Raw genomic sequence first — 24,191 nt, forward strand, 5'->3', positions numbered from 1 at the left:
TTTTAAGTGGTTGTTGAGGGTTGTACTGGTTCATAGACTTCATTATTTTCATCATCTTTAGCTTTAAAGAATAGGTCTCGGTCTTTATAGAGGAAAAACACAGATAAGATAAACGCCAGCAAGTCTGATAACGGAAAGGCTAACCACACACCGGTTACTCCCAGGTTAAACATGGTAGGCAGCACCAGGACAAGCGGGATCAAGAACATGACTTGGCGGGCCACAGAGAGAATGAATGCAGGCTTCGCCATACCGAGGGCCTGATAAAGGCCTCCACTCACAACTTGCGCTCCGATCAGAATAGCTAATGCAAAAATCACTCGCATCGATAAAGCACCCGACTCAATAACAGCAGGATCCCCAGTGAAAATTTTCATAAGAGCTTCTGGGAAAGCCATCATCACAACAAAGACAATGACAGAGATTACAGTAGCAACTTTTAACCCGAGCCAAATAATCTCACGTAACCGCCCAAACTGTTTCGCTCCGTAATTGTATCCGATAATAGGCTGCATCCCCTGCAAGACGCCAATCATAGGCATAATAGCAAGCATGGTGACCTTTTGAACAATCCCAAAGACTCCAACTTCAAATGAACCTCCATACCGTATGAGCATGGCATTGATCGCAATCATCATTGCGCTCCCCCCTACTTGACGTATGAAGGCAGGGAACCCAATCACTAGTACTTCTTTCATCAAGTCAAAGCGAGCTTTAAAGTACTCCAGCCCTACATCAAGGGAGCTTTTCCCTGATGTGAAATAGCGCAGTACAACAATCGTTACAGAGGCTTGGGAAATCACTGTAGCAATAGACGCACCACGAACCCCCATGTCTAAACCAAAAATAAAAATCGGGTCCAGAATCGTATTTAATACCGCCGGAATAATCATCGTAATCATGGCAAAACGAGAATTGCCTTCTGACCGGATGATGTTATTGGATGCAAAAGCAAAACCGAAAAAGATCGACCCAAGCATAATAGGAAACAGATACTCTTTGGCATATGGTAAAATATCCGGCGTTGCACCGAATACAGTAAGTAAAGGCTCCATGAACGTAAAAGCGCCAATTATGGACACTACGCTCACCGCAGCAATCATAATAACAAGATTACCTAAGACCTCATTTGCGTCCTGTTGACGATCTTCACCAAGGCGTCTTGAGACAACAGAAGCTCCCCCGATCCCTACAGCTGCTGCAATGGCCATGATAATCATCATAATTGGAAAACTAATGCTGACACCTGCTACCCCGTCAATTCCTACCCCTCTTGCGATAAATAACGTATCTACTACGTTATACAGTGCCATAACGAGCATTCCGATCATGGCTGGCACTGAGAGATTAAACAATAACTTCGGAATTGGCTCTGTGCCAAGCCGTTGACTTTGTTGTTTCATCCCATTTCCCCCTCTAATTTATTCTTCTTGTGAAGATTCCACGTTTTGCTTCATCTTTTTAAGCCAGGAAATCATCTTTTGCTGCTCTTCAGGTGTAAATCCCTCTCCAAGTTGGCTTTCTGTTCCATTGATTAAATTCCAAAGCTGACCATCTATCTCTCTTCCTTTTTCCGTCAAAGAAATTAGTTTGGTTCGCCGATCCTCTTTGCTTTGTTGCTTCAGGATTAACTCTTTTTTTAACATTGAGTCTACTAGCCCATTCATCGAAGAGCCTTTAATATACAAGCGCTTCTGCATCTCACTTTGAGCCTGCTCCCCGTGCTCAGACAAGAAGTAAAGCACCTTCGCTTGCGCTAACGTCAGGCCGTATTCTGAGAGCTTTTGATTGTATTGATTTTGTATAAAATGGGAAACGACGTTAATGTGGTAACCTAATAAATTTTCTATATTGCGGTCCATTACTTAGCCTCCTAAGTAATCTTTATTATATTTCGATACTCGAAATTTATAAAGATGATTACTCCTACTATTTACACTTAAAGGAAAAAGTCTGGGTAAGATGATTCTCCCCCTCAAACGCGAAAAAAAGAGCCGCCCTTAAGGCAGCTCTTATTCACTCATTTTATTTACTTTATCCGTACAGGCTTCCATAGCAGATAGAAGAACCCCCCGTAGTCCTTCATCCTCCAAACGAGCAACCGCTTCGATTGTGGACCCTCCTGGGGAGCAGACTTCATCTTTTAACTCTCCAGGATGCTTGCCTGTTTCGAGTACCATTTTCGCCGCTCCAAGAACCGCTTGCGATGCCATACGATAGGATTGATCACGCGTGAGCCCCTGTCGCACGCCACCGTCAGCCATTGCCTCAATCAGCATATATACATAGGCCGGGGACGAGCCACTAATGGAAGGAACAGCTTTCATTTGTTCTTCACTCAGAATCTCAACTTTCCCGAAGCTTTCAAGGAGTTCAACTACGACTGAGAGTTCAGCATTCGCGACTTGTTTATTTGGTGAAATAGCTGTCATTCCCTCTTGTACAAGAGATGGTGTATTCGGCATAGCCTGTATCACTTTCACTTCTTTTCCGAAGGCTTTCTCAATATCTGAGGAGGAAATGCCTGGGGCAATGGTGATAACGATTGCTTCATCCTTCACGGAATGACGCACTTCGTGAATAACCGCTTCATAAGAATAAGGTTTCACGGCAAGGATTAGAATATCAGCTACTTCTGCAATCGCTCGGTTATCATGGTTGGTTTGAATACCGAACCGTTCGAAGACATGATCGAGAGTAGCAGGCGTAAGAGCGCTTGCTATAATTTGATCTTTCGGGATCACCTCGGCCCCGACCATCCCTCCGATCATCGCCTGGGCCATCTTACCTGAACCAATAAATCCAACTGTTTGCTGCATGACTGTTCACGTCCTTTTGTTTCGTTCATAAGTACATACTCAGTATTTAAGCGTAACAACCTCTAATGAAAAAAGCAAAGCGGCTGTTTTAGCATCATCTTAATTAGACAAGGACGTTACAGATCACATTTCTTAGTGTGCATTAAAATGTTGATCACACGACGCTCAAAAGAACCGATCATTCATCGGCCAGAAACCCTCTCTCCCCGAGAGCCTCAACAGCTTCCTGGAGGTGGTTCTCATTTTTAGCCGTGATGGTATGCATATGAATGCCGCCTGTTAGCTCTAACAGATAGGAAGCTTTCTTTGAGGTTACTTGTTGTACAAAATCTTCTACTTCTTTCCGATTGGATATTCGCAGGGTTGCTGTTAAGTCTCCATAAACCGGATGTTCGACTGAAACATCCTTAATGACAACCCCGTGGTCAACAAGGATATTCAGCTCCTCTTTCGTCTCTTCAGGAGAGTGAATACACGCTACCGTCCGCTCATACACTTCACTCGGCTTATCCTTCATATATAAATACCCTTGGCTCGTTGCAATTATGGGTTCGTTTTTAGCCTTTAACAGAGAAATGTCCCCCACAATGACCTGGCGGCTTACATTCGTGCGCTCAGCCAGTTCTCCACCTTTAACCGGCGTACCCTGATCTTTTAAGATGCTTAATAAAAGCTGTCTTCTTTCTTCACCTAAAATTTTTCGCTGTTCGCTCATGCTTTTGCTCCTTCTTTCAACTTTGACGTTATTGTACCACAGCCGCCGCTCTCTCTTCGATTACCCTACGTAACCAATCAGAAAGTTCTTTCACATCTTCTAAGGTTTGATCATGTCCAAACGAGAGTCGGATAAACGTTCTGGCTTCGTCCACTGTTTTCCCCATAGAGAGTAATGTTCGAGATGGCTTCTGAGATCCAACCTGACAAGCTGTACCCGTAGAGAAGCAAAAGCCTGCTCGATTCCCTTCAAGCATAAGCCACTGACCTTCTAATCGGTGAACGAGAAGGCCCATGATCGGAACCCTTTGGTCAGAAGGGACAATCTCGACTTTACCAGGAACCCTCGAAAGATCCCTTTCAATGACATGCTTCCATGCAGCGAACTTTTCTTGAAATATAGCCATGGTGTTCACGCATTTTTCTGCTGCTACCGTAAATGCCGCAATACCAGGAACATTCAGTGTTCCAGCACGCATCCCAGCTTCATGAACTCCATTTGGAAGGAACGGCTGATACGTATATAGGGGGGATAAATAAAGGGCCCCTACTCCTTTTGGGCCATACACTTTATGTCCTGAAAGGGTTAATCCATCTACATATTGTGTCACCTGGCTCAGGTCAAGCTTCCCGAATGACTGAACACAGTCACTGTGGAAGAAGGCCCCGGATCCCCTGCAAATCGCCGCAATCTCCTCTAATGGCTGTACCGTTCCAATTTCACTATTCACGTGATGGATTGAAACAAGGGCTGTATCGTTTGTGACAAGAGCCTTTAAGATACCAATATCCACCACCCCTTCGCTTGTCAGAGGTACGTGACTGACGTTGTAACCTTGTTCTTCAAATTTCAAAGCTGCATTTCTAACAGAGGCATGCTCCCCTTCTGAAAGTACAATATGACGTCCCTTATGGGCAGACAACAGTGCTTGAAAGGCTAGAAAATTCCCCTCACTTCCCCCGCTTGTAAAGTAGACACCCTTCGCCTCTCCCCCAATAAGATGAGAAAGCGTCTCCCGGCAATGTTCTATGAGACGACTGGCCTTTGTCCCCGCATCATGTAAACTCGTACTATTTCCCACATACTCCCTTGAAGCTTTAACATACGTTTCAAGAGCCTCCTCATCGATCGGACAGGAGGCAGCATAGTCAAAATATCCCTTCAATGTTCTCACCCTTTCTAAAATCCGGATAAAACTCTTGTCATTAGTTTAATTCTGTGTAAATATAAGTGTCAAGACACCTGTTAAAACAGGAGGGATTTCAACATTGAAACAAGCGGACGTATTAATTATCGGAAGCGGTATTGCCGCCTTACAGCTTGTCACACATCTTAATAAGGACATGAATGTGATTGTTCTCACAAAGTCATCGATCGGGGAAGGAAACTCTCCTTATGCTCAAGGAGGCATTGCAGCAGCCCTCTCTCCCGAGGACTCCCCCTTTCATCATTATATCGACACTTTGGAAGCCGGACGTTTCACCAACCGGACAGATGCTGTTCTACACCTTACGAAAGAGGCTCCAGACATTATTCGAAGTTTACAACAACAAGGCTGCACCTTTGATTTAACAAGAGAGGGAGAGCTCCTGTTAGGAATGGAAGGTTCCCATAGCCATAAGCGAATTGTGCATGGAGGAGGCGACCAGACAGGGAAAGCGATTGTAGAGTGCTTACGCAGCCATGTTGGTGACCATGTTTCAATCATGGAGGATACAATGGCTAGTTCACTCCTTATGGATGAGGATGGGGCGTGTAAGGGAGCACAAGCACTCGGCCCAGATGGAACGCTGCAAACGTTTCTTGCTTCCCATACCATCCTTGCAACAGGGGGATGTGGCCAGCTCTTTTCGTACACATCAAATGCCGCTTCTGCTACAGGAGATGGCCTGGCATTGGCCTATCAGGCTGGAGCGAAGCTAACGGATATGGAGTTTATTCAATTTCATCCCACGCTCCTTTATATAAACGGGGAAACAAAAGGACTTGTTTCTGAGGCCGTGAGAGGAGAAGGGGGATACCTCGTGAACGAGACGGGAGAACGGATTATGGAACACGTTCATCCTTTGAAAGATTTGGCCCCCCGACATATCGTGGCACAAACCATCTATAACCAAATGGAAGATGGACACGACGTTTATGTGGAGATTAGTGAGATCTCAAAGTTCTCTGAACGGTTCCCTACGGTTACGCGCCTTTGTCTTGAACATGGCATTCCACTCGAGGAAGGTAAAATTCCAGTTGCGCCAGGGGCACATTTTATTATGGGCGGGGTGGAAACAGACCTTGTCGGAGCAACGTCTATACCTGGGTTATTCGCGATTGGTGAAGTAGCCTGCACAGGGATTCACGGCGCTAATCGTCTCGCTAGCAATTCACTATTAGAAGGGCTTGTGTACGGTAAACGGCTGGCTCATCACCTACCTTCAATCCCAACACCTAAGTTACACCCTATAACAGAGACGTATCATCCACGCCCCCATAAAGAGCTGCCCGAGCTTAGGGAACTTCAAGACCGAATGATGAAGGGCGCTGGGATCGTTCGCACCAAAGAAGGTTTAGAGAACTTAAAGCAATGGCTTGAACGTTTTCCGCTCAATCTTCCGTCCCAATATGTCGGGAGCGCTGTTAGCAAAGAACAGTTGACCCTATTGTTTATGCTTACAACGGCAAAACTGATCACCACCTCTGCCCTCAGCCGCGAAGAGAGCCGAGGTGGCCATTTTCGGAGTGATATTCCATTTGAGAAGAAATCCTGGGTGGATGTTCATATCCATCACGAGCTCAACAAGCAGAAAGGAGACAGGGATGAATACCATCAAGCTACGGCCCTTACTTGAACAATTTTTTATAGAGGATATTGGAGACGGAGATCGAACGAGCGATACACTATTCGGAAATCACTCCACCGGAGAAGTACAATTTACCGCTAAAGAAAGTGGGTTATTTTGCGGGGGATCTATTATTCTAGAAGGTTATCATATGATGGATCCTTCTCTTGAAGTCACCCTTTATTGTCAGGACGGAGATAGAATCGCCAAAGGACAAATCTTGGCATCTGCAAGTGGGAACATGGCTTCTTTATTAAAAGGAGAGCGGGTTATTTTAAACCTTATCCAGCGTATGAGCGGAATCGCGACCATGACCTCGCGAGCTGTATCCACCTTAAATAGCAGTCATACCCGGATTTGTGATACTCGGAAAACAACGCCAGGTCTTAGAATGATAGAGAAATACGCGGTGCGTACAGGTGGTGGTTTCAATCACCGTAACGGCCTATACGATGCTGTCATGATAAAGGATAACCATATTGCTTTCGCTGGTTCGATTACCGAGGCTGTCAACCGGATCCGGCAAGAACTCGGACATATGATCAAAATTGAAGTTGAAGCAGAATCAGAAGCCCAGGTAAGAGAAGCGATCCTAGCTCAGGTCGACTGTATCATGTTGGATAACCAGACACCTGAATCGATTCAATACTTAAGGAAGTTGATTCCCTCATCTATTACCACCGAAGCCTCGGGAGGTATATCTTTAGAAAACCTGGCAGAGTACCGCAACACGGGAGTCGATTATATTTCACTCGGGTGCCTGACGCACTCGGTTTCTTCATTAGACATAAGCGTCAACGCGACGATTCATTAAAGGAGGCAAATGCATGAATTTATTTGAAGCGGTAGAGCAAAAGCACCCTACCCTGCCGGATCGGTATAAAGAGATGACGACAGAAGAACTTGAGGAGCGTGTCCGCGGAGTAAAAAGCCGCATGGGAAATCGTCTTTTCTTACCAGGACACCATTACCAGAAAGATGAAGTCATTCAATTTGCAGATGCACGCGGGGATTCATTGAAACTGGCACAGCTGTCTGCCGAGAACCAAGATGCTGAAGCGATCGTCTTTTGCGGGGTGCACTTTATGGCTGAAACGGCAGATATTCTAACCCAGCCCAACCAACATGTGTACCTCCCAGATATGCGCGCTGGCTGCTCGATGGCCGATATGGCAAGCCTTCAGCAAACCGAGAAGGCGTGGAGCGCACTTCATTCCCATTTTCAAGACACCATCTTACCCCTTACGTACGTCAACTCTACGGCTGCTATAAAGTCCTTTGTTGGGAAGTATGGTGGTGCTACTGTCACGTCTTCTAACGCCCAGGCGATGGTTGAATGGGCGTTTACACAGAAAGAGCGTATTCTTTTCCTTCCAGACCAACACTTAGGGCGAAATACAGCCTATGATTTAGGGATTCCTCTCGAACAAATGGCGGTTTGGGATCCCCTAGCAGAGCAACTGTTATACGAGGGCAATATAGATGAAATTCGTGTCATCTTATGGAAAGGGCATTGCTCCGTTCATGAGAATTTCACTGTTCAAAATATTGAACACTTACGAGAAACAGAACCGGATATGAACATTATTGTTCACCCTGAATGCCGCCGTGAAGTGGTAGCCCTATCAGATGATTCCGGTTCCACGAACCACATTATTCAAACCATAGAATCAGCCCCTGAGGGAAGCTCTTGGGCAATCGGTACTGAAATGAACTTAGTGAACAGGATTATTCAAGAACACCCCGATAAACTCATCATCTCTCTCAATCCAAATATGTGTCCTTGCTTAACCATGAACCGCATTGACCTCCCTCACCTCGCCTGGTGTCTCGAGGCTATTGAAAACGGTGAACCCCATAACCTAATTCATGTAGAGAAGGACATTGGTGAGTATGCGAAACTAGCTCTTGATCGGATGCTGATAAGAGCTTAATGGGACTATTCCTATACAAGAGAGCTAGAACACAAGAAAAAGAGAGTAACCTTTCATAAAGGCTACTCTCTTTCATTATCCTAATACATTGCGTGTTAGGATAATAATATTTAACACGACTAATGCAGCTGTAATACTCTGTTCTGTTTTTGAACCCGTTTTAAACGTGATTAAAAAACGGTAATACCGCTTACTAAACGGATAAAGGATCGGTATACCCATTTTGGTGAGGAAATCGCCGAACAAATGCGATACAATCCCTGTTAGAAAGCCAGCTAAGTAAAATAACGGAATATCTAAGTATATGTGAAGCATATAACTGTAAGATGTCATCAAAGCAATGAAAGCTATAGAATGAGTAAACTTTCGATGCCCTGAGAACACAAATAATAATGGAGATAATATCATTAGCAAAAACTGAACTGCCTGATTAAGTCCTGGCGTTAAAATCTCCACTCCCACTAAACACACAACTAGCATAAATCCCCATTTCTCAAATGGGCCGCCAAGCTTGGACTTCGGTGTATCAATATCCGGAATTAACGATCCAATCACAACCGCTGCAAAGAACAACACCGTTGCAAACATCTTGTCCGGGATTACGTCGAACATGTTGTATAACGTAATCGCACCGATCCCCCAAGTGATCCCCATTACCTGGTGACTAGACGCAACCACATGCATCCACCCTCTCTCGATGTACTTTCTCTACTTGCTGAACACCTGGTTACGAAATCCAATGTTACGCAATTTTAGAAAATAGCGCAAGACCAAACTTCAACTCTAGCGTGCCATACATGCATTCATACACTAAAGGACTAACGCGTGTCTGACACCCTTTCCTGCTTTACCGCACTAAAAAAAGGACCTTTTTAAGGTCCTTTCATGGTTTATATGGTGTTGGGTTGTTGCACTTTGTTGAGTGCCTGGTGGAGGTCTTCCCAAATATCTTCCCACGCCTCAAGTCCAACGGATAGTCTGATTAAAGAGTTTGTAATGCCCATCATCTCTCTTACCTCTTCTGGTACAACAGAATGGGTCATGGTAGCTGGATGTTGAATGAGAGATTCAGCATCACCTAAGCTAACCGCTTTCTTAATAAAGGTGAGATGGTTTAAGAAGGCTTGCGCTTCCTGTTTCCCTCCTTTTAATTCAAAGGAAATAAGGCCTCCCCCGCTTTTCATCTGTTTCTTCATAATTTCATAATCCTCGTGTTCTGCATCTCCTGGATAATAGAGATTTTTCACAAAGGGGTGATCCTTTAAACGAGCGGCGATCTTCTCCGTATTGGCGCAGTGACGATCCATACGGACAGGAAGCGTCTTCAGTCCCCTTAATAAGAGCCATGCATCAAACGGAGAAATAATTCCTCCTATATCTTTCTGAGTGGTCATTGCCAGCTGTTGAATCCTGTCTTGCTTTCCTACTAAGAGACCAGCCACCACATCGCCATGACCTCCGATATATTTCGTAGCGCTGTGAAGAACAAAATCACAACCTAAAAGAAGGGGCTTCTGTAAATAGGGGGTCGCAAATGTATTATCGACCACAACTGGTATCCCTTCCTGCTGCGCCACCTTGGCTACCATTTCTAAATCAATCAGCTCCATGGTTGGATTGATTGGTGTTTCAACATAGATACAACTTGTCTCCGGCCGAATCAAAGAGCGAACCTCTTCTTCTGTGTTCATCGTAGAAAAGGACGTTGTGATGTTATATTTTTCTTCCATCATGGATAATAAGCCGAATGTACACCCATATACTCCACGGGAACAAAGGATATGGTCATTTGCTTTAGTCAGCCCGATTAACACGGCTGAAACAGCTGCCATCCCCGATCCAAATGCTAACCCAGCTTCCCCGCCTTCAAGCTGGGCAATCCGGTCCTCAAGCGCACGGACAGTCGGGTTGCCTAACCTTGAATACACATAACCATCTTCTGTTCCTGCGAATCGATTTTCCCCTTGTTCTGCACTATCAAATGTGAAAGTTGATGTTTGAAACAGCGGCGTTGATAGGCTCCCTAAAAAATCTTTTGAATCATAGCCCCCATGAATGACCTTTGTTTCAAACTTGTGTTCTTTCTTCCCCATTGTAGTCTCCCCCTTTTTACCTCTAAGCCTTCTATCCACATCATATGGGATCTTCTTATAAAATGAAAGCGTTTTCTTTTTATTTTATAGCTCTGTTAAAGTTTAGTATTGTTATTATATAGACTTGTTCGATACCCAAAGCTGAGACATTTAAGTGTAGATGGGGCCGTCTTTGTTGGCTAGTGCTTGGGATGTCTGGGGAACGACTCGCTTTCCACGGGCGAGCTGTCGAGCCTCCTCGGGCAAAATTCGTGCCCTGCGGGGTCTCGTCGACCTCTTTCTCCCGTAGGAGTCTCCTCGTTCCCCAGACACCCCTTATCTAAGATTGATGAGACGGCCCTACAGCTGAATTGTAGCGTAGATTCAACACTCTACTTCCTCATATGGCATGTTTCCGTTTTTCTAAATATGGCAAAGGTGGTTCGGGAAATTGCGACACTCCTGCGGCATAAGGAGCCAGTCTAGTTCCAGCGGGGAGGCTTTTAAGGGAATAATGAAGTTCGACTAAGACAGTCACGTCAATCGCCAACGTCGAACGACCCCACCTCATGTGGGGCCGCGGAAAGCGAGTGATTTCCCGAACCACCTTACGCTCTAACTAACGCTAACGGAACTATTCCACTTTCCGGCGCTCCATATTAGGGACTATGTGACGTGTAAAAATCAACAACCAACTTTAACAGACCCCCTTTTATAAAGGCTGTATTAAAAGGGTTCCTGTTATTTTCGCTCATTATATAAATTACGCGAAGAGAAGAATGCGAGGGCTATGAAAAAAGGGAGGAAGGAAGAGAAAAAAATGGCTCCTCCTATAACCCCAAGTGCAATCCCAATCCCATCACTTATACCTGCGATAAACGCGGCTACGATGGTTAAAAGCCCGATTGCCATTACCACGCAGGGAACTATTACTGACCATATGGACCCCTGCTTCCCCAGTATGTAAGCTAAACCACTGAATAAGACTGTTATGGCTACAGAACTTAAGAGAAGTACATCCACTGATTTCTCTCCCTTCTACCCTTTGTTGCTAAGACTTTTCTCCAAATACAAGACTAATGCCGATTACACCTAATAAGATTCCTTTTCCTATATTTAACCTTCTCCCAATTCGGGGAACTCTTGATATCCAGTTTCCGAGTTTCTCAGAGAAGAAACTAATGGCTGAAAATATAAGAAAGGCTTGCACCATAAATATGATTCCGAGTCCGATCATTTGATAAGGAACTCCAAAGGCATCTGTTGAACGGTCAATAAACTGAGGGAATAAAGCCAGAAAGAACAACGAAACTTTCGGGTTAAGTACATTCATTAGGACGCCTCGTTTATATAACTTCTTATAATCAAGGCGTTGCCTTGACTCGACTTGCAGGTCTTCTCCCTCTTCCCGGAACGCTTGCCACGCTAAATACAATAAATAAATTGCACCGGCATATTTTACGATCATGAACGCGAGTGACGATTGATATACAAGGGCTGTAATCCCAAGAGCCGCTGCTGTGGTATGAACGAGAATGCCCGTACAAAGACCCAATGTTGTAGCGATTCCTGCTTTTTTATTCTGAGAAATGCTCTGTGCTAATACGAATAAATTATCAGGACCAGGCATTAGCGTGAGAACAACTGCAGCCACAAGAAAGGAAAACAAAAGATAAATACTCATGTGAAACACCTACTTCCTTCTTTTGAATAGGATATGTATAGGTTCTATATTAGTCGTTCAACGTTTACATTGGAAGTTTTTTCTGATGCAGAGAGGAGCACAACATGGCTTATCAATGGGGTGTGGGTTCTTCACAGGAAGCCACTCAAGAATTATATGATTGTGTACTAAAGAATTACGGAAAACCAAAATACTGGGCACGCTATTTATCCACCGTTCCGAATGTGTCGGAAGGCCTTACCGTGTCTGAAATTGAACGTCTGCACAATAGTGGCACAAGAGTTATGGCCATTTATAATAATTTTACCGAGTCAAAAGGGTTTCGAAAAGGAAAAGTGATTGCTCAGAATGCCGTTTTCCATGCGAGACGATTGGATTTCCCAAAAGAAACGGTTCTGTTTGCAAGGATCGATTCGTCCCACGGCATCGATGAATCATGGATTCGGGGATATGTAGAGGGGATGACTTCTTCTGGCTATGTTCCCGGCTTTTATTGTGACCCGTTACGTGGGAACTTTAATGACGCTTTTTGTAAAGCCGTCTCAAAAAATGAAAAAGTAGCTAAACAGTCTATACTGTGGAGCGCCCAGCCGGCACCAGGTGTGACAAGAGCCAGAAAAGCTCCTAAATATGCACCGTCCAAACCTTCTTGCAAGGCCAATGTATGGGGATGGGAATACGGGCGGAATGCTCAAGCATGCCCAATCGAAACCAATCTGATAAAAGATCGCCTTTTCAATTTATTGTGGTAATGATGGTTGGGCTAAGAACCGCGATGGTGGATGGTCTCTTAGCCTTTTTAACCGATGTGAATGTATGATGTTTTAAAGGGAATGTGTAAATTGTAAAAAAATTAAAACTATTAGCCTTTATTTGCTAAGCAAATATTGCTATGATAATAGTACTAGTTTCTACATAATATGACAGGAAGCCTTGAAACCAATCTGTACTTGGGCGCTTATGGTTGGTCGAGCTAGTAGCGCAACCGGCCTCATTGATGTTATTCAATGAGGTTTTTTTATTTCTTCTATTGAATGACCATTCATTAATCTAGAGATCTCGTTCGTATAAAGAAGCAAATCAGTTCTACTACTCTATGAACACGGGGGATTTTATGAATATTTTTGAACTTCTACAGAAAGATCGTTTATTTCACTATTATCAGCCCCTTCACCACCTGGCCGATGATGCAATTTACGGATATGAAGCTTTGCTTCGCTCCACGATTCAATCCAATCCTGAAGCACTTTTTAAAACTGCTAAGGAATCAAATATTCTCTATAAACTTGATACCGTATCCATTGAGAAAGCTTTTGCACACTACTCTCATCAATCACACAATCAAAAACTATTTTTAAATATGTTTATGTCCACACTCCTTCATCCTAACTTCATTCGGTTTATGGTCTCCATGTTAGAGCGGCATGCACAATCTGGCCCTTCTATTGTATTCGAAATGAATGAGGCGAAAGAGGAAGCATCCATGTGGGAGTCTCCCCTCCTTTCTAATCGTATTGCTTTACTAAGGAAAATGGGTATTCAATTTGCGATAGATGATTTCGGACAAGGGGCTACCTCTTTAAAGAAGGCTGTCGAAATGGAACCAGAATACCTGAAGTTAGATCGTTACTTTGCCACAGATCTAGCTTCAAACGATAAGAAACAAAAGCTCGTTTCTCTTTTTACGGAATACTTTAAGGGAGATACAACTGTTGTATTGGAGGGGATCGAAACAGCGGAAGACCTTCACGTTGCTACAGAGATTGGAATTGATGTGGCTCAGGGTTACTATATCGGCAAACCCGCTTCTCTAATAACAGGGTAATGACATCCATTACCGCCTTTTGTCTGATAAAACGACTGGTTCCTTTTCCTTCCTTTTGGTATAGTTCACCCACCTCCACGGCATAGTACATAATAGAATGAATGCCAAGGAGGAGCATGATGAAAGAGAACAGCCATTTAGCTAATGAAGAAACGTTGTGGATGAAGCAAACGGATTTGCCTGAATTTGAGTCGCTTCAAGAAGACATCAGGGTAGATGTGGGCATTGTTGGGGCTGGTATTACGGGAGTGACACTCGCTTACCTGCTCTCTAAAGAAGGGCTAAGCGTAGCTTTATTGGATGCCGACCGAATCCTTCAAGGAACTACAGGTCATACGACAGCTAAAATAACCGCCCAACACGACCTTATTTACGATGAACTCATTCAGCACTTCGGAGTTGAACAAGCCCGGACCTATTACCGAGCCAATCAAGAGGCTCTTGAATTTATCGAACGTATCGTCAGAGAACATAAAATCGACTGTCAATTCTCAGCTGAAGACGCTTATATTTACGGGATTAGCGAGGAGAATAAACGAAAAATCGAGTTAGAGGCTAAAGCCTATGAGACACTGAACATTCCTGGGAAGGGGTTAGATACGATCCCTCTTGATCTTTCTATAAAGAAAGCCATTGTTATGGAAAATCAAGCACAATTTAATCCACTCTCTTACTTACACTACCTTGTCAAAGAGATGGAGAACAAAGATGTTCACATTTATGAACATACTGTAGCAACAGATATTGAAGAAGGCACCAACCCACGCATCGTAACAAAAAATGGGGCAAAGGTGACCTGCGGCTCTATCGTCTCCACTTCACACTTCCCTTTTTATGACGGAAAAGGGTTCTTCTTCAGCCGCATGTATGCCGAGCGTTCCTATATTGTAGCGGCTAAAACGAACCAAACTCTTGATGGCATGTTTTTGAGTGCGGACGATCCAAAACGTTCATTAAGAACAACTACATTTAAAGACCAGTCGTATGTGTTAATTGGAGGAGAGAGTCATAAAACAGGACAAGGGAAACCATCAAAGCAACACTTTGATGCTTTACTAGATTTCGGGCGCCGTCATTTTGACCTTACTGGCGTTTTATATCAGTGGGGAGCCCAAGATCTGATTACGTTAGATAAAGTTCCTTACATCGGTCACTTAACCTCCCGCCATTCTAACTTATTCGTTGCTACTGGTTATCGAAAATGGGGGATGACCACCGGGACTGCAGCAGCCTTATTGCTTAAGGATATGATTCAAGAAAAGAACAATCCTTATGAAGACCTGTTTACCCCTACACGCTTCTATGCAGACCCTAGCATCAAGCATTTTGTTACGCAAAATGCGAACGTCGCAGCCCAGTTCTTATCAGGTAAGTTGAATCTTCAAGCCCGGTCGGTTGAGGATCTCCGTCCTGGTAAAGGGGCGACTGTTATTCATAAGGCTCAAAAAGCTGGTGCTTATAAAGATGAAGATGGGCATACTCATGTGGTGGATACTACATGTACGCATCTTGGGTGTGAGGTGGAGTGGAATCAAGAGGAGCGGTCTTGGGATTGCCCTTGTCATGGTTCGCGGTTTTCTTATGATGGAACGGTTCTTGAGGGGCCGGCTGACCAGCCCCTCAAAAGGATTGAGGAGTGATCAAGAAGACTCAAAGCTTAAAAGGTTGGGGCCTAAGCGTTTGACAGTGCTTAGGGGGCTGGGGAACGACTCGCTTTCCGCGGGCGAGCTGTCGAGCCTCCTCGGGCAAAATTCGTGCCCTGCGGGGTCTCGTCGACCTCTTTCTCCCGCAGGAGTCTCCCCGTTCCCCAGCCCCCTTTATTAAAGTGAGAGAATCGGCCCGGCTGCTTAAGCTTTGCTGAGAATTCTCAGCGTTCACCACCCTAATTTAGGTTTTTCTACATTCCGCAAAAATGGTGAACGGACCTATCCAGATCAATTCTTAATCCATATGGAATACATTAAAAGAGAGAAAACCAATAAAAAAGAAGCTGCCTGATGGCAGCTTCTTTTACGTTTATGCAACGCTTAGAATGAGCGTTCTTCTTCGATTTCGTGGTATTTATCTAGAATGTAAAGCTTACTTGGCTTATGTTCTTGAGCCATTTCTTCTGCTTTAGCAATCGCTTCATCTTTCTTCGCATACTGATCGGTTGGAGCTACATCCTCCACCTTTACATACCATGCGTTAGCGTCTTTGTTGGGTGCTACTGTGTATTCTCTCATGTATATCGCTCCTTCTTTTGTGTTGAGTTATACCAATATGTTCCCAAACTCGAAGGAGGTAAAACATCGAACCTGCAAACAAAAACGTTTTTAAGCTGTCGCCCATTTACCGACGGTTTCTAAAGCTGATTGTTCCGGGAAGTATTGAACGAAATATCGATAAAATAGAGCTTCTTGTTTACTACGAATGGAAACTGGGGCTTGGTCTTGTAGTTGCGCGAGTTCATCGTCTGAAATGGTCTCATTCGCATAGGTTTCGAGTAGATCTAAAGCTCCGCTACCAGCTGAAAACTCTTCTTTCTTTCTCCATAATACGGAATCAGGAAGTACGCCATCAAACGACTCTCTTAAGATGGTCTTCTCCATTTGTTCTTCTGTATGGAGCTTTTGCCCAGCCGGGATTTGTAAAGCTGTCTCAATTAAGTCCAAATCTAAGAATGGTACTCTGAGTTCGAGGGAGTGAGCCATACTCATTCTGTCCCCGCGCTGCAGATTAATGTTGTGCAGGGTATTGATGATACGGATAATTTCCTCGTTTAATGATTCTGTTGTTTGGAATTGCTTCATATAGTCATAGCCTGCGAACAGTTCATCTGCCCCTTCTCCTGAAAGAATAACTTTCACGTGTTGAGCAGCAAGTTTTGAAACAAAGTAATTTGGAATGGCGCTTCGCACTAAAGAAGGCTCATAGGATTCAAGGGCGTATACCACATGCGGGATCGCCTCCACTAACTCTTCTTGTGTATAGATATATTCGTAGTGCTCAGAGCCAATTGCTTCTGCAACATCACGTGCACGTTCAATGTCTTCGCTTCCTTCTGAGCCCACACAGAAAGATTTGATGGTTCGCCCTTCTGATTTCGCTTTCTTAGCGGCAATGGCCGAGATTAAACTACTATCTAACCCTCCACTTAAGAGAACACCAACCTCAACATCAGCAAGAAGCCTTTTCTCAACCGCTTCTTCTAGATGATGACGTATCGATGCTGTCATCCCTTCACGTGAAGATTGCTTGATTTCACTAGGTTGCTGGACTCTTCTGTACTTCACGAATCCAGTTTCTGGTGTATAATATGTACCAGGTGGAAACTCTTGAACATCATCTGTGACAAGATATAAGGTTTTTAATTCAGAAGAGAATACGTAATTTCCTTGCTCATCTTTTCCGTAATACAACGGTTTAATTCCTAACGTATCTCTGGCAGCCACGAACGTATCTTTCCTTTCGTCCACAATGACAAAAGCAAACATACCATCAAGTTTTTCTATACCTTTAACTCCTTCTGTTTCAATTAACTTTAACGCAACCTCACTATCAGAATGGGTAGAGAAGGATACCTTATTCGCTAAGGACTGTTTTAATTCTACATAATTGTAAATCTCACCATTACATACAATCCACTTTGATTGATCTTCATTTGGAATGGGTTGAATGCCATCTTCTAGGCCGATAATTGATAATCGCTGATGTCCTATGTGAAATCCATTCAACGGAACATGCTTCCCTTCATCGGGGCCTCTATGTTTCATACTTTCTAAAATCTGGTTCATCTTATTGGTTTCTACGGATCCTGTTGTGGCAAATATGCCGCACATTGTATCGGGTCACCTCTGCTGTAATTATTTGAATATGACGTTCATTATATAAGGCTTTTCTAAAAGAACCAAATACTGGACAATCCTTTATTTTTCTATTTTTCAGATCATTATAGCGAAATGGGCTTGTTTTTTGGATGAGCCTAGAAAAGATTGCTTCATTTGGTTCTATTTAAAGACATATACCCGTTTTTACTTTCAATGTGCTCATTAACCTCAGTTTTTTTTTCATTTCACTCGAAAAGGTATGTAAAGAGTTGGCTCATTTCTCATATAATATAGGTAATATATAGCCGATTTACACTATATAGAAATGAAAATGCATGTTATGATACGATACAATCGATAATTGTCAGGTGTGATCGACATGAAACGAATTGCGTTAACCATTATATTCTTATTCAGCTTCCTCATCATTCTATTCTATTGGGTTGGAAATGAGGCAAGGCTCAGTGACTCTTCCCTTTCCCAAGATGGAACAGAAGAATCTTCTATACAAGCCATAGCTGAAGAAGAGGAAGAAGAAGAAAAGACTATCACAGAAGAAATTAAAGAAGCTGTTTCTACTGTGTTAGAAGGCGCAAAAGAAATCTTTGTGAAAGATAATATAAATATTGTAGCGATCGGAGACTCCTTGACCCAAGGTGTTGGAGACAGTTCAGGAAACGGTGGGTATGTAGGGATTATTGAAGAAACGTTACAAGAGAACAACCAAGATTTTCAGATTCAGAATTTCGGCAAACGAGGAAATCGAACCGATCAATTATTAGATCGACTAAAAGAGGAAGAAATTGCAGCCTCTCTACAAGAAGCTGACGTCGTAGTCATTACGATTGGGGCAAATGATATTATGAAAGTTGTTAAAAACAACTTCACTTCACTTGCCTACGATGACTTTCGATCGGAATTACCTCAATACGAGGATCGTTTATCTTCCATATTTAAAACGATTCGTTCTTTAAACGAGGACGCTCATATTTACTTAGTAGGATTGTTTAATCCCTTTGAACAATACTTCAGCGATATTCCAGAGCTTGACCAAATCATTTACGACTGGAACCGCACTAGTAAAGATGTAGTGGACCGTTATTCAAATGTGAACTATATTCCAATTAAAGACTTGTTCAGCGGATCCTCTGAAGATCTCTATTACGAAGATAATTTTCATCCAAATCTTAAAGGGTATCGCTTAATGGCTGAGCGGATCTTATCTTATTTGAAAGATGAAATTGTACATCAGAATGAAGAAGAAATTTAAAGACATCAGTTAGATTGGAGATGTCATATGTTTGAGGCGATTAAAATTAATAACAAGTGGAAATGGTTATTCTTTATTTTAGCGACGATTAATGCCGGAATTATTATCTGGCTTCTCTTACTTGTGTATTTACCCACTTCATCAGGACCTGTACCTAAATCGATGCCATTTAGTGATAAGAGGGCTGAATTTACGGTGATGTCGAGCAAAGAGAACTTAAATCAAATCATTAATAGTTATTTAGTAGAGATATCGAATGAGCAGTCCATTGATTATTCTGTATCTCTAGAAGATGATGTCGAGTTAACAGGTACTATTATTGCCTTTGATAAAGAACTTCCATTAACGATGAAATTCGATCCAGTCGTACAGAAGAACGGGGATCTGGTGTTGCAACAAAAGTCCATAACACTTGGTCGTCTTCATCTACCAAACAAGAAAGTATTAGACTATATCAAGGATAATTATCCAATGCCAGAATGGATTATCGTAAATCCTGATGAAGAAAATCTATATGTAGCGGTTACCCAAATTGAGCCAGGTTATGAACTAGGCCTCCGGGCATCAACGTTTAATTTAAAGAAAGACCAGCTCGCTTTTGAACTAACCGTTCCACATGAAACATTTGGATTTAAACAAAGCTCCTGGCTTAAGAAACTAATTAAGTAACAAGGCACCTTACCGTGATGCCTTTCTAAAAGAGAAACAAGCGCTTAGAGGACAAATCCTCTAAGCGCTTGTTTTCTTTTACGATCCTGTATTGGCTGATTGGTCTGAGCTTGATGAAACGGATTGACCTTTCTTCAACGCTTGATAATCTTCCGTTAAAGCCTTATAGAATGAATAGGCCATCATTAGCATAATCATTGAGAACGGGAAGGCTGCTGAGATTAAGGCGTTTTGAAGTCCTTGTAACCCGCCCGTATAAAGTAAAATCGCTGCCGTAGCTGATTGAGCAATACCCCAGCTAAATTTAACTGTTTTAGGAGGATTTAAAGAACCATTTGTACTTTGCATTCCGAGTACGAATGTAGCGGAATCGGCTGAAGTGACAAAGAACGTTCCAATTAGGCAAAGAGCAATAATGGACGTAATCGTTCCTAATGGGTATTCCATTAACGTTCCAAACAAGGCTTGTTCTCTGGCTAATCCAGCAATATCCGCTGTCCCTGCCTGCTCGACGTTAATAGCTGACATGCCAAATGTTGCGAACCACAGAAAACTTACAAGAGAAGGAACCACTAGTACTCCGATTAAGAATTCTCGAATCGTACGGCCTTTTGAAACACGTGCAATAAAGATCCCAACAAATGGAGACCATGCAATCCACCAAGCCCAATAGAAGATCGTCCAGTTTTGAATCCACGTTTGTTCCCCATCATTCTGCGGAGAAAGTCTGAAGCTCATATTTCCAATGTCTCTGATATAAGACCCAATTGTGTCTGTAAATACATTCATAATGTTTAACGTAGGTCCCACGACTAATACGAAACCAAATAATAACAGAGCAAGGATTAGGTTCGTATTACTTAAATATTTAATTCCTTTACTTAAACCTGTATAGGCTGAAATCATAAATAGAACGGTTACAACACCGATGATCACGAGCTGCACCCAGAATTCGTCTGGTGTATCTAATAGGAAGTTGAGCCCTCCATTAATTTGAGCAGCACCAAAACCAAGTGTTGTTGCCACCCCTACGACCGTTGCAAATATAGCAATAACGTCGATCGTTTTCCCAATAGGCCCTTTCGTCTTCTCCCCTAAAATAGGGGTTAGTGTTGCACTCACAAGTCCAGGTGCCCCTCGACGGAATTTGAAGTAGGCTAAGGTCATCGCGACAATGGCATAGATCGCCCATGCATGAATGCCCCAATGGAAATAAACGAATTTCAATGACTCGTTTAAAGCCTCTGGCGTTCCTGTTTCAGCTGTAGGTGCATTTTTTACATAGTGAGAAACGGGCTCTGCTACTCCCCAGAACACAAGTCCAATCCCCATACCTGCACTAAACAACATCGCAAACCAAGTTGGCATACTATATTCAGGTTCATCATCTGGCTTTCCTAATTTCATCTTTCCATAAGGACTAATGATCATAAAGATACAAAAGAGCACAAAGATCGCAACCACAATTAAGTAATACCACCCAAAGTGAACGGCTAAATAATTTCTGATTGATTGGGTTACACTTTTTAAGTTATCCGGTACTGCAACCCCCCATGTGACGGATGCTGCAACAATTGCAATGGTTATCCAGAATACTGGTGAGACTTTTTTTGCTAGTGATTTACTCAAATAATTACTCCTCTCCGAAAATTTATCTTGGTGTTATGTAGATCGATTGTTGGGAAGTTTTAGTGTCCTATACCTTTACCCCCTAAGTGGTTCAGTAAACAAGTTGATTATTTTTAACAAGATTCGGAATAAACGGAACGAACGTAACATTCTTTATAAAAGCATCCTTTTAACTAAAAAAATTACAATCATGAAACAAGAACCCCCTAACATATATTTAGGAAGAAGAGGTGATGCCTTTTGAAGGAAAAGCAATCTCAGGTAAACTGGGAAAAGTTCTCGAAGACCATTGACCAAGTGCTAGGCCAAGACTTTTGGGATGATATGCATCATGTTATTCCAAAGAGAGGACCCGCTTATGATCTCTATGATGCAGAAAACCATCTCATTGTAATCGTAGACCTTCCGGGGCTTGTCTCATCTGAGCACCTTACTTTAAAACAAAATGGAACCAACCTAATTCTAGAAGGGCATGTCCCTGTAGCTTACCAAGCCTCTGACCAACAAACCCTTCATAAAGAACGATTCCAGGGTCATTACAAACGAACCATTCGGATCCCCTTTCACTTCACACCTGATGAAGTAACTTCTTCTTACAAGAATGGATTATTAGAGGTACGGATTCTTAAGCACAAAGACGAGGATACCATCCCCATTCATATGGAAGTAAACGAGGAATAAATAAAGAAGAGCCCCATCTTAATGGGGGCTCTACTAGTATTGAATGTAAATATCACGGGTATCTTCTCTGGTATTTCGAGCAAGACGGACTTCTAGCAGTCCTTTTTTATATTGTGCGTGCACTTGCTTCTGATGGGGTTGCTCTGGTAAAGAGATCGTTTGAACGTCGCCTCCAGCCAATCCATGAACATATAAACGGCAGTTCCCTAACGACAATCTCAGCGCTTCAACATCAATCCCTTCAGGTATAGGAATCTTCACAACATAGTAATGATGAAGTTCTACTAGCTCATAGTCCAGTTGTTTAGAATGCTTAGATGGAGAGTGTTCAATAGGCATTGAACGTTTTTCATTTCCGAGTGGGTGACCCAGGGCTTGCTGAATCGTTTCTTGTATATACGTATCGATTGAGGATAAATCAAATGGTGCATTTCCTGTACCCGAGAAATTTCCCATCGTTTTTTGCATGGATTGTATCTGGTTAAACCAGTCGTTAAACTGTTTCATTGGTTAATCCTCTCTTCTAAAGGAGGTGTAAGCGTGAAAGACCTGCATATTGAACACTTTTCTGTAGAGAACATTACCCATTCGTCTGGAATTTTCTCTGGAACCAATGTCCAATCATCTTTCTCCTCCTCCACACATATTAATGAAGGAAACGGCGCCATCACAGGTGAAAGAAACCAAATGGCTCACAACCACCATGTGATTATAAGTCGCCCAAATGATCAGGATGATCAATAATGGGTTGGTTCCAGTCCAAAAAGAATAAAGAGTTAGAAAAGAAAATCTTAGAGTTAGAGTTGGAAATCAGACGATTAAAAAGCAATGAGTATGTTCCTGAAAAGGTAACGAAGGAGTATCATTTTCACATTGAACACATCGACATTCACAATCCAAAACTAGATGACCTTTCCTTCCGTTTAGACTCACTGGATATTGAAGAATTGAGTGGTTCTTTAAATATGGGCAACAATTTCTCCAATTCTCCTGAACAGAAACAAAAGAGGGATAAGAACTCTGAAAAGAAAACCATTTCTTCCACTCGAAACGGGTACGCCATCACCTTTCCACACAAGGAGGACTGATATGGCCTTTCTTTCACCTAACTTTTTCATACGCTCTATTCGAATTGGAACCGTTGAGAGCGCATCTTGCGTAAATTTTGGAAACAATGCCCCTAATGGTTTTGAAAGTACTAAAAAACATAATCAGGGGTTTGGCTCCATTCACGGTGACGGAAATGATGTTAAAGGCATTCGTTCCCTATTGAATGATTCATCTTTCATGGATTTACTCTCACAGTCTAAAGATCATGAAATCCCTCAATGGCTTCAAACAGCCATTGAACAGAAAATTGCTCAAGAAGGTGTGGAAGAATGATTCGATGAACCTGAGCTAGATGACGTGTTTATAAATGGAGCATCCACAACATCATCGTCATAGATCACGTTCACATTATGATGAATGATGTTGTAATGCCCTACTACCGTTCCAAGCGCATAATTTTCTTTTGATTGGGTTTTCCAATAGTTCTGGGCATTAACCCCTACGAAAATGCCCGATCCAGCATGAATACTGTTCACATTAATGGAATCAAAACAAATGGTCATAGTTCCTCCTTAATACTGAACATTAGGCTGCGGGTTCGAGATCTCAGGGTTCGTAACCGGTGTATCTACGACATCATTGTCGATTAGGTTATTAAAGTTATTAATGGCAATGACAAATCCAATTGGCAACCCGGCTGAATAGTTATTTTTTCCCTGCCAGGACCAATCAGCTTGGTTGTTCTGACCTGTAGCAATGGTTGAGTTATCGTTTATGGCATTTACAGCAATCTGGTTAAAGACTACAGAAACAGGCATTCGCTCACTCCTCTTAGTGTTATATGTACCTAGTGTATTCGATTGCGTATGAGGTGTGCGATGTAAGGTGGTTTAAAAAATTTAAATAAACATCTTGACCATTTGTGTGAGAAGAGTATGATTAAAGGATAGATGAAGGAGGAATACTTATGGCATGGTTGCATACCATTCATACGATGAGATTTGTTCTGATTGGACTATTTTCTCTAACCGCCACAAGTCTTTTTGCATTTCAGTCTGTTGAGATTGTAGAAGCATTTATGGAATTATTCACTGACTTATTCCGAAAAAAATAATTAGATAAACTAGAGGGTTATTCTTAAAAAGAATAACCCTCTTTTTTTAGATGTGGGTTTGTTAGAGACTCGAAGCTGTGAGAATGTTT

The 24,191-nt window shown here is 42.6% G+C and carries 28 protein-coding genes and 1 riboswitch; of the genes, 13 read left to right on the forward strand and 15 right to left on the reverse strand.

All coding sequences use genetic code 11. The annotated features are described in order from the left end of the window. Nucleotides 1-2 precede the first annotated feature (2 nt). From QNI29_RS20195 to QNI29_RS20215, 5 genes are all read right to left on the reverse strand, one after another. On the reverse strand, nt 3-1,403 hold the full coding sequence (locus tag QNI29_RS20195; protein ID WP_231419535.1) for an MATE family efflux transporter: 1,401 nt from the start codon (nt 1,401-1,403) through the stop codon (nt 3-5). 18 nt (nt 1,404-1,421) lie between these two features. Continuing rightward, nucleotides 1,422-1,862 (reverse strand): MarR family winged helix-turn-helix transcriptional regulator, encoded by a 441-nt coding sequence (locus QNI29_RS20200; protein ID WP_231419534.1) that lies wholly within the window; start codon nt 1,860-1,862, stop codon nt 1,422-1,424. Between the two features lie 150 nt (nt 1,863-2,012). Next, the gene (proC, locus tag QNI29_RS20205) at nt 2,013-2,819 is read right to left on the reverse strand and encodes a pyrroline-5-carboxylate reductase (RefSeq protein ID WP_231419533.1); all 807 of its coding nucleotides are present in this window, start codon (nt 2,817-2,819) and stop codon (nt 2,013-2,015) included. Nucleotides 2,820-2,997: 178 nt separating this feature from the next. After that, nucleotides 2,998-3,534, reverse strand: a complete 537-nt coding sequence (locus tag QNI29_RS20210; protein ID WP_231419532.1) for a transcription repressor NadR — start codon at nt 3,532-3,534, stop codon at nt 2,998-3,000. A gap of 28 nt (nt 3,535-3,562) precedes the next feature. Then, nucleotides 3,563-4,708: an IscS subfamily cysteine desulfurase gene (locus tag QNI29_RS20215; RefSeq protein ID WP_231419531.1), complete on the reverse strand. Its 1,146-nt coding sequence runs from the start codon at nt 4,706-4,708 to the stop codon at nt 3,563-3,565. 94 nt (nt 4,709-4,802) lie between these two features. On the opposite strand from QNI29_RS20215, the gene nadB reads away from it, so the two are divergent. Genes nadB through nadA form a run of 3 tightly spaced genes read left to right on the forward strand, consistent with a single transcriptional unit; the run spans nt 4,803 to nt 8,299 of the window. Further along, nucleotides 4,803-6,374 carry an L-aspartate oxidase gene (gene nadB / locus QNI29_RS20220; protein ID WP_231419530.1) on the forward strand — a complete coding sequence of 524 codons (1,572 nt, stop codon included), beginning with the start codon at nt 4,803-4,805 and terminating at the stop codon, nt 6,372-6,374. Beyond that, nucleotides 6,343-7,179: a carboxylating nicotinate-nucleotide diphosphorylase gene (gene nadC / locus QNI29_RS20225; RefSeq protein ID WP_231419529.1), complete on the forward strand. Its 837-nt coding sequence runs from the start codon at nt 6,343-6,345 to the stop codon at nt 7,177-7,179. The genes nadB and nadC overlap by 32 nt, the downstream gene beginning before the upstream one ends. A gap of 13 nt (nt 7,180-7,192) precedes the next feature. Further along, nucleotides 7,193-8,299 carry a quinolinate synthase NadA gene (gene nadA / locus QNI29_RS20230; protein ID WP_231419528.1) on the forward strand — a complete coding sequence of 369 codons (1,107 nt, stop codon included), beginning with the start codon at nt 7,193-7,195 and terminating at the stop codon, nt 8,297-8,299. A 75-nt stretch (nt 8,300-8,374) separates the two neighbouring features. Here the strand turns inward: nadA and QNI29_RS20235 are convergent, their stop codons facing one another. The 4 genes from QNI29_RS20235 to QNI29_RS20250 form a co-directional block, all read right to left on the reverse strand. Beyond that, entirely contained in the window at nt 8,375-8,977 is a 603-nt protein-coding gene (locus QNI29_RS20235; RefSeq protein WP_231419527.1) for a metal-dependent hydrolase, read from the reverse strand. A 212-nt stretch (nt 8,978-9,189) separates the two neighbouring features. Further along, entirely contained in the window at nt 9,190-10,392 is a 1,203-nt protein-coding gene (gene megL / locus QNI29_RS20240; protein ID WP_231419526.1) for a methionine gamma-lyase, read from the reverse strand. Nucleotides 10,393-11,112: 720 nt separating this feature from the next. After that, on the reverse strand, nt 11,113-11,394 hold the full coding sequence (locus tag QNI29_RS20245) for a hypothetical protein (protein ID WP_231419525.1): 282 nt from the start codon (nt 11,392-11,394) through the stop codon (nt 11,113-11,115). Between the two features lie 28 nt (nt 11,395-11,422). Continuing rightward, nucleotides 11,423-12,055, reverse strand: a complete 633-nt coding sequence (locus tag QNI29_RS20250; RefSeq protein WP_231419524.1) for a LysE family translocator — start codon at nt 12,053-12,055, stop codon at nt 11,423-11,425. 104 nt (nt 12,056-12,159) lie between these two features. On the opposite strand from QNI29_RS20250, the gene QNI29_RS20255 reads away from it, so the two are divergent. From QNI29_RS20255 to QNI29_RS20265, 3 genes are all read left to right on the forward strand, one after another. Beyond that, complete coding sequence (locus QNI29_RS20255; RefSeq protein WP_231419523.1) at nt 12,160-12,807, forward strand: glycoside hydrolase domain-containing protein; 648 nt, start codon at nt 12,160-12,162, stop codon at nt 12,805-12,807. A 165-nt stretch (nt 12,808-12,972) separates the two neighbouring features. After that, a riboswitch (cyclic di-GMP riboswitch) is annotated at nt 12,973-13,055 on the forward strand. Between the two features lie 114 nt (nt 13,056-13,169). Continuing rightward, nucleotides 13,170-13,880 carry an EAL domain-containing protein gene (locus tag QNI29_RS20260; RefSeq protein ID WP_231419522.1) on the forward strand — a complete coding sequence of 237 codons (711 nt, stop codon included), beginning with the start codon at nt 13,170-13,172 and terminating at the stop codon, nt 13,878-13,880. 119 nt (nt 13,881-13,999) lie between these two features. Beyond that, on the forward strand, nt 14,000-15,520 hold the full coding sequence (locus tag QNI29_RS20265) for an FAD-dependent oxidoreductase (RefSeq protein WP_370635535.1): 1,521 nt from the start codon (nt 14,000-14,002) through the stop codon (nt 15,518-15,520). A 387-nt stretch (nt 15,521-15,907) separates the two neighbouring features. Here the strand turns inward: QNI29_RS20265 and QNI29_RS20270 are convergent, their stop codons facing one another. Both QNI29_RS20270 and asnB read right to left on the reverse strand, forming a co-directional pair. Beyond that, nucleotides 15,908-16,105 carry a DUF2188 domain-containing protein gene (locus QNI29_RS20270; protein WP_231419520.1) on the reverse strand — a complete coding sequence of 66 codons (198 nt, stop codon included), beginning with the start codon at nt 16,103-16,105 and terminating at the stop codon, nt 15,908-15,910. 90 nt (nt 16,106-16,195) lie between these two features. Then, entirely contained in the window at nt 16,196-17,701 is a 1,506-nt protein-coding gene (asnB, locus tag QNI29_RS20275; protein ID WP_231419519.1) for an asparagine synthase B, read from the reverse strand. Between the two features lie 367 nt (nt 17,702-18,068). On the opposite strand from asnB, the gene QNI29_RS20280 reads away from it, so the two are divergent. Continuing rightward, nucleotides 18,069-18,959 (forward strand): SGNH/GDSL hydrolase family protein, encoded by an 891-nt coding sequence (locus tag QNI29_RS20280; protein WP_231419518.1) that lies wholly within the window; start codon nt 18,069-18,071, stop codon nt 18,957-18,959. A 27-nt stretch (nt 18,960-18,986) separates the two neighbouring features. Then, nucleotides 18,987-19,628: a YpmS family protein gene (locus tag QNI29_RS20285; RefSeq protein WP_231419517.1), complete on the forward strand. Its 642-nt coding sequence runs from the start codon at nt 18,987-18,989 to the stop codon at nt 19,626-19,628. A gap of 78 nt (nt 19,629-19,706) precedes the next feature. On the opposite strand, the gene QNI29_RS20290 is transcribed toward QNI29_RS20285, so the two are convergent. Continuing rightward, nucleotides 19,707-21,257 (reverse strand): glycine betaine uptake BCCT transporter, encoded by a 1,551-nt coding sequence (locus QNI29_RS20290; protein ID WP_231419516.1) that lies wholly within the window; start codon nt 21,255-21,257, stop codon nt 19,707-19,709. A gap of 240 nt (nt 21,258-21,497) precedes the next feature. On the opposite strand from QNI29_RS20290, the gene QNI29_RS20295 reads away from it, so the two are divergent. Next, a complete protein-coding gene (locus tag QNI29_RS20295; RefSeq protein ID WP_231419515.1) occupies nt 21,498-21,938 on the forward strand; it encodes an Hsp20/alpha crystallin family protein in 441 nt (146 codons plus the stop codon). 33 nt (nt 21,939-21,971) lie between these two features. Here the strand turns inward: QNI29_RS20295 and QNI29_RS20300 are convergent, their stop codons facing one another. Continuing rightward, a complete protein-coding gene (locus QNI29_RS20300; protein WP_231419514.1) occupies nt 21,972-22,445 on the reverse strand; it encodes an Hsp20/alpha crystallin family protein in 474 nt (157 codons plus the stop codon). A gap of 33 nt (nt 22,446-22,478) precedes the next feature. Between QNI29_RS20300 and QNI29_RS20305 the strand changes: the two genes are divergently transcribed. The 3 genes from QNI29_RS20305 to QNI29_RS20315 are packed head-to-tail and all read left to right on the forward strand — an operon-like array spanning nt 22,479 to nt 23,321. Continuing rightward, the gene (locus QNI29_RS20305) at nt 22,479-22,682 is read left to right on the forward strand and encodes a hypothetical protein (RefSeq protein ID WP_231419513.1); all 204 of its coding nucleotides are present in this window, start codon (nt 22,479-22,481) and stop codon (nt 22,680-22,682) included. After that, nucleotides 22,682-23,026 (forward strand): hypothetical protein, encoded by a 345-nt coding sequence (locus QNI29_RS20310; RefSeq protein ID WP_231419512.1) that lies wholly within the window; start codon nt 22,682-22,684, stop codon nt 23,024-23,026. The genes QNI29_RS20305 and QNI29_RS20310 overlap by 1 nt, the downstream gene beginning before the upstream one ends. A gap of 1 nt (nt 23,027) precedes the next feature. After that, nucleotides 23,028-23,321, forward strand: coding sequence for a hypothetical protein (locus tag QNI29_RS20315; RefSeq protein ID WP_231419511.1), 294 nt, complete (start codon nt 23,028-23,030; stop codon nt 23,319-23,321). On the opposite strand, the gene QNI29_RS20320 is transcribed toward QNI29_RS20315, so the two are convergent. Then, nucleotides 23,300-23,551, reverse strand: a complete 252-nt coding sequence (locus QNI29_RS20320) for a hypothetical protein (RefSeq protein WP_231419510.1) — start codon at nt 23,549-23,551, stop codon at nt 23,300-23,302. The two genes, QNI29_RS20315 and QNI29_RS20320, sit on opposite strands and share 22 nt — an antisense overlap. Nucleotides 23,552-23,560: 9 nt before the next feature. Further along, nucleotides 23,561-23,806, reverse strand: coding sequence for a hypothetical protein (locus QNI29_RS20325; protein ID WP_231419509.1), 246 nt, complete (start codon nt 23,804-23,806; stop codon nt 23,561-23,563). 149 nt (nt 23,807-23,955) lie between these two features. Between QNI29_RS20325 and QNI29_RS20330 the strand changes: the two genes are divergently transcribed. Beyond that, nucleotides 23,956-24,102 (forward strand): hypothetical protein, encoded by a 147-nt coding sequence (locus QNI29_RS20330; RefSeq protein WP_231419508.1) that lies wholly within the window; start codon nt 23,956-23,958, stop codon nt 24,100-24,102. Nucleotides 24,103-24,191 lie beyond the last annotated feature (89 nt).

The organism is Pontibacillus chungwhensis, from assembly GCF_030166655.1.
GTDB lineage: Bacteria > Bacillota > Bacilli > Bacillales > BH030062 > Pontibacillus.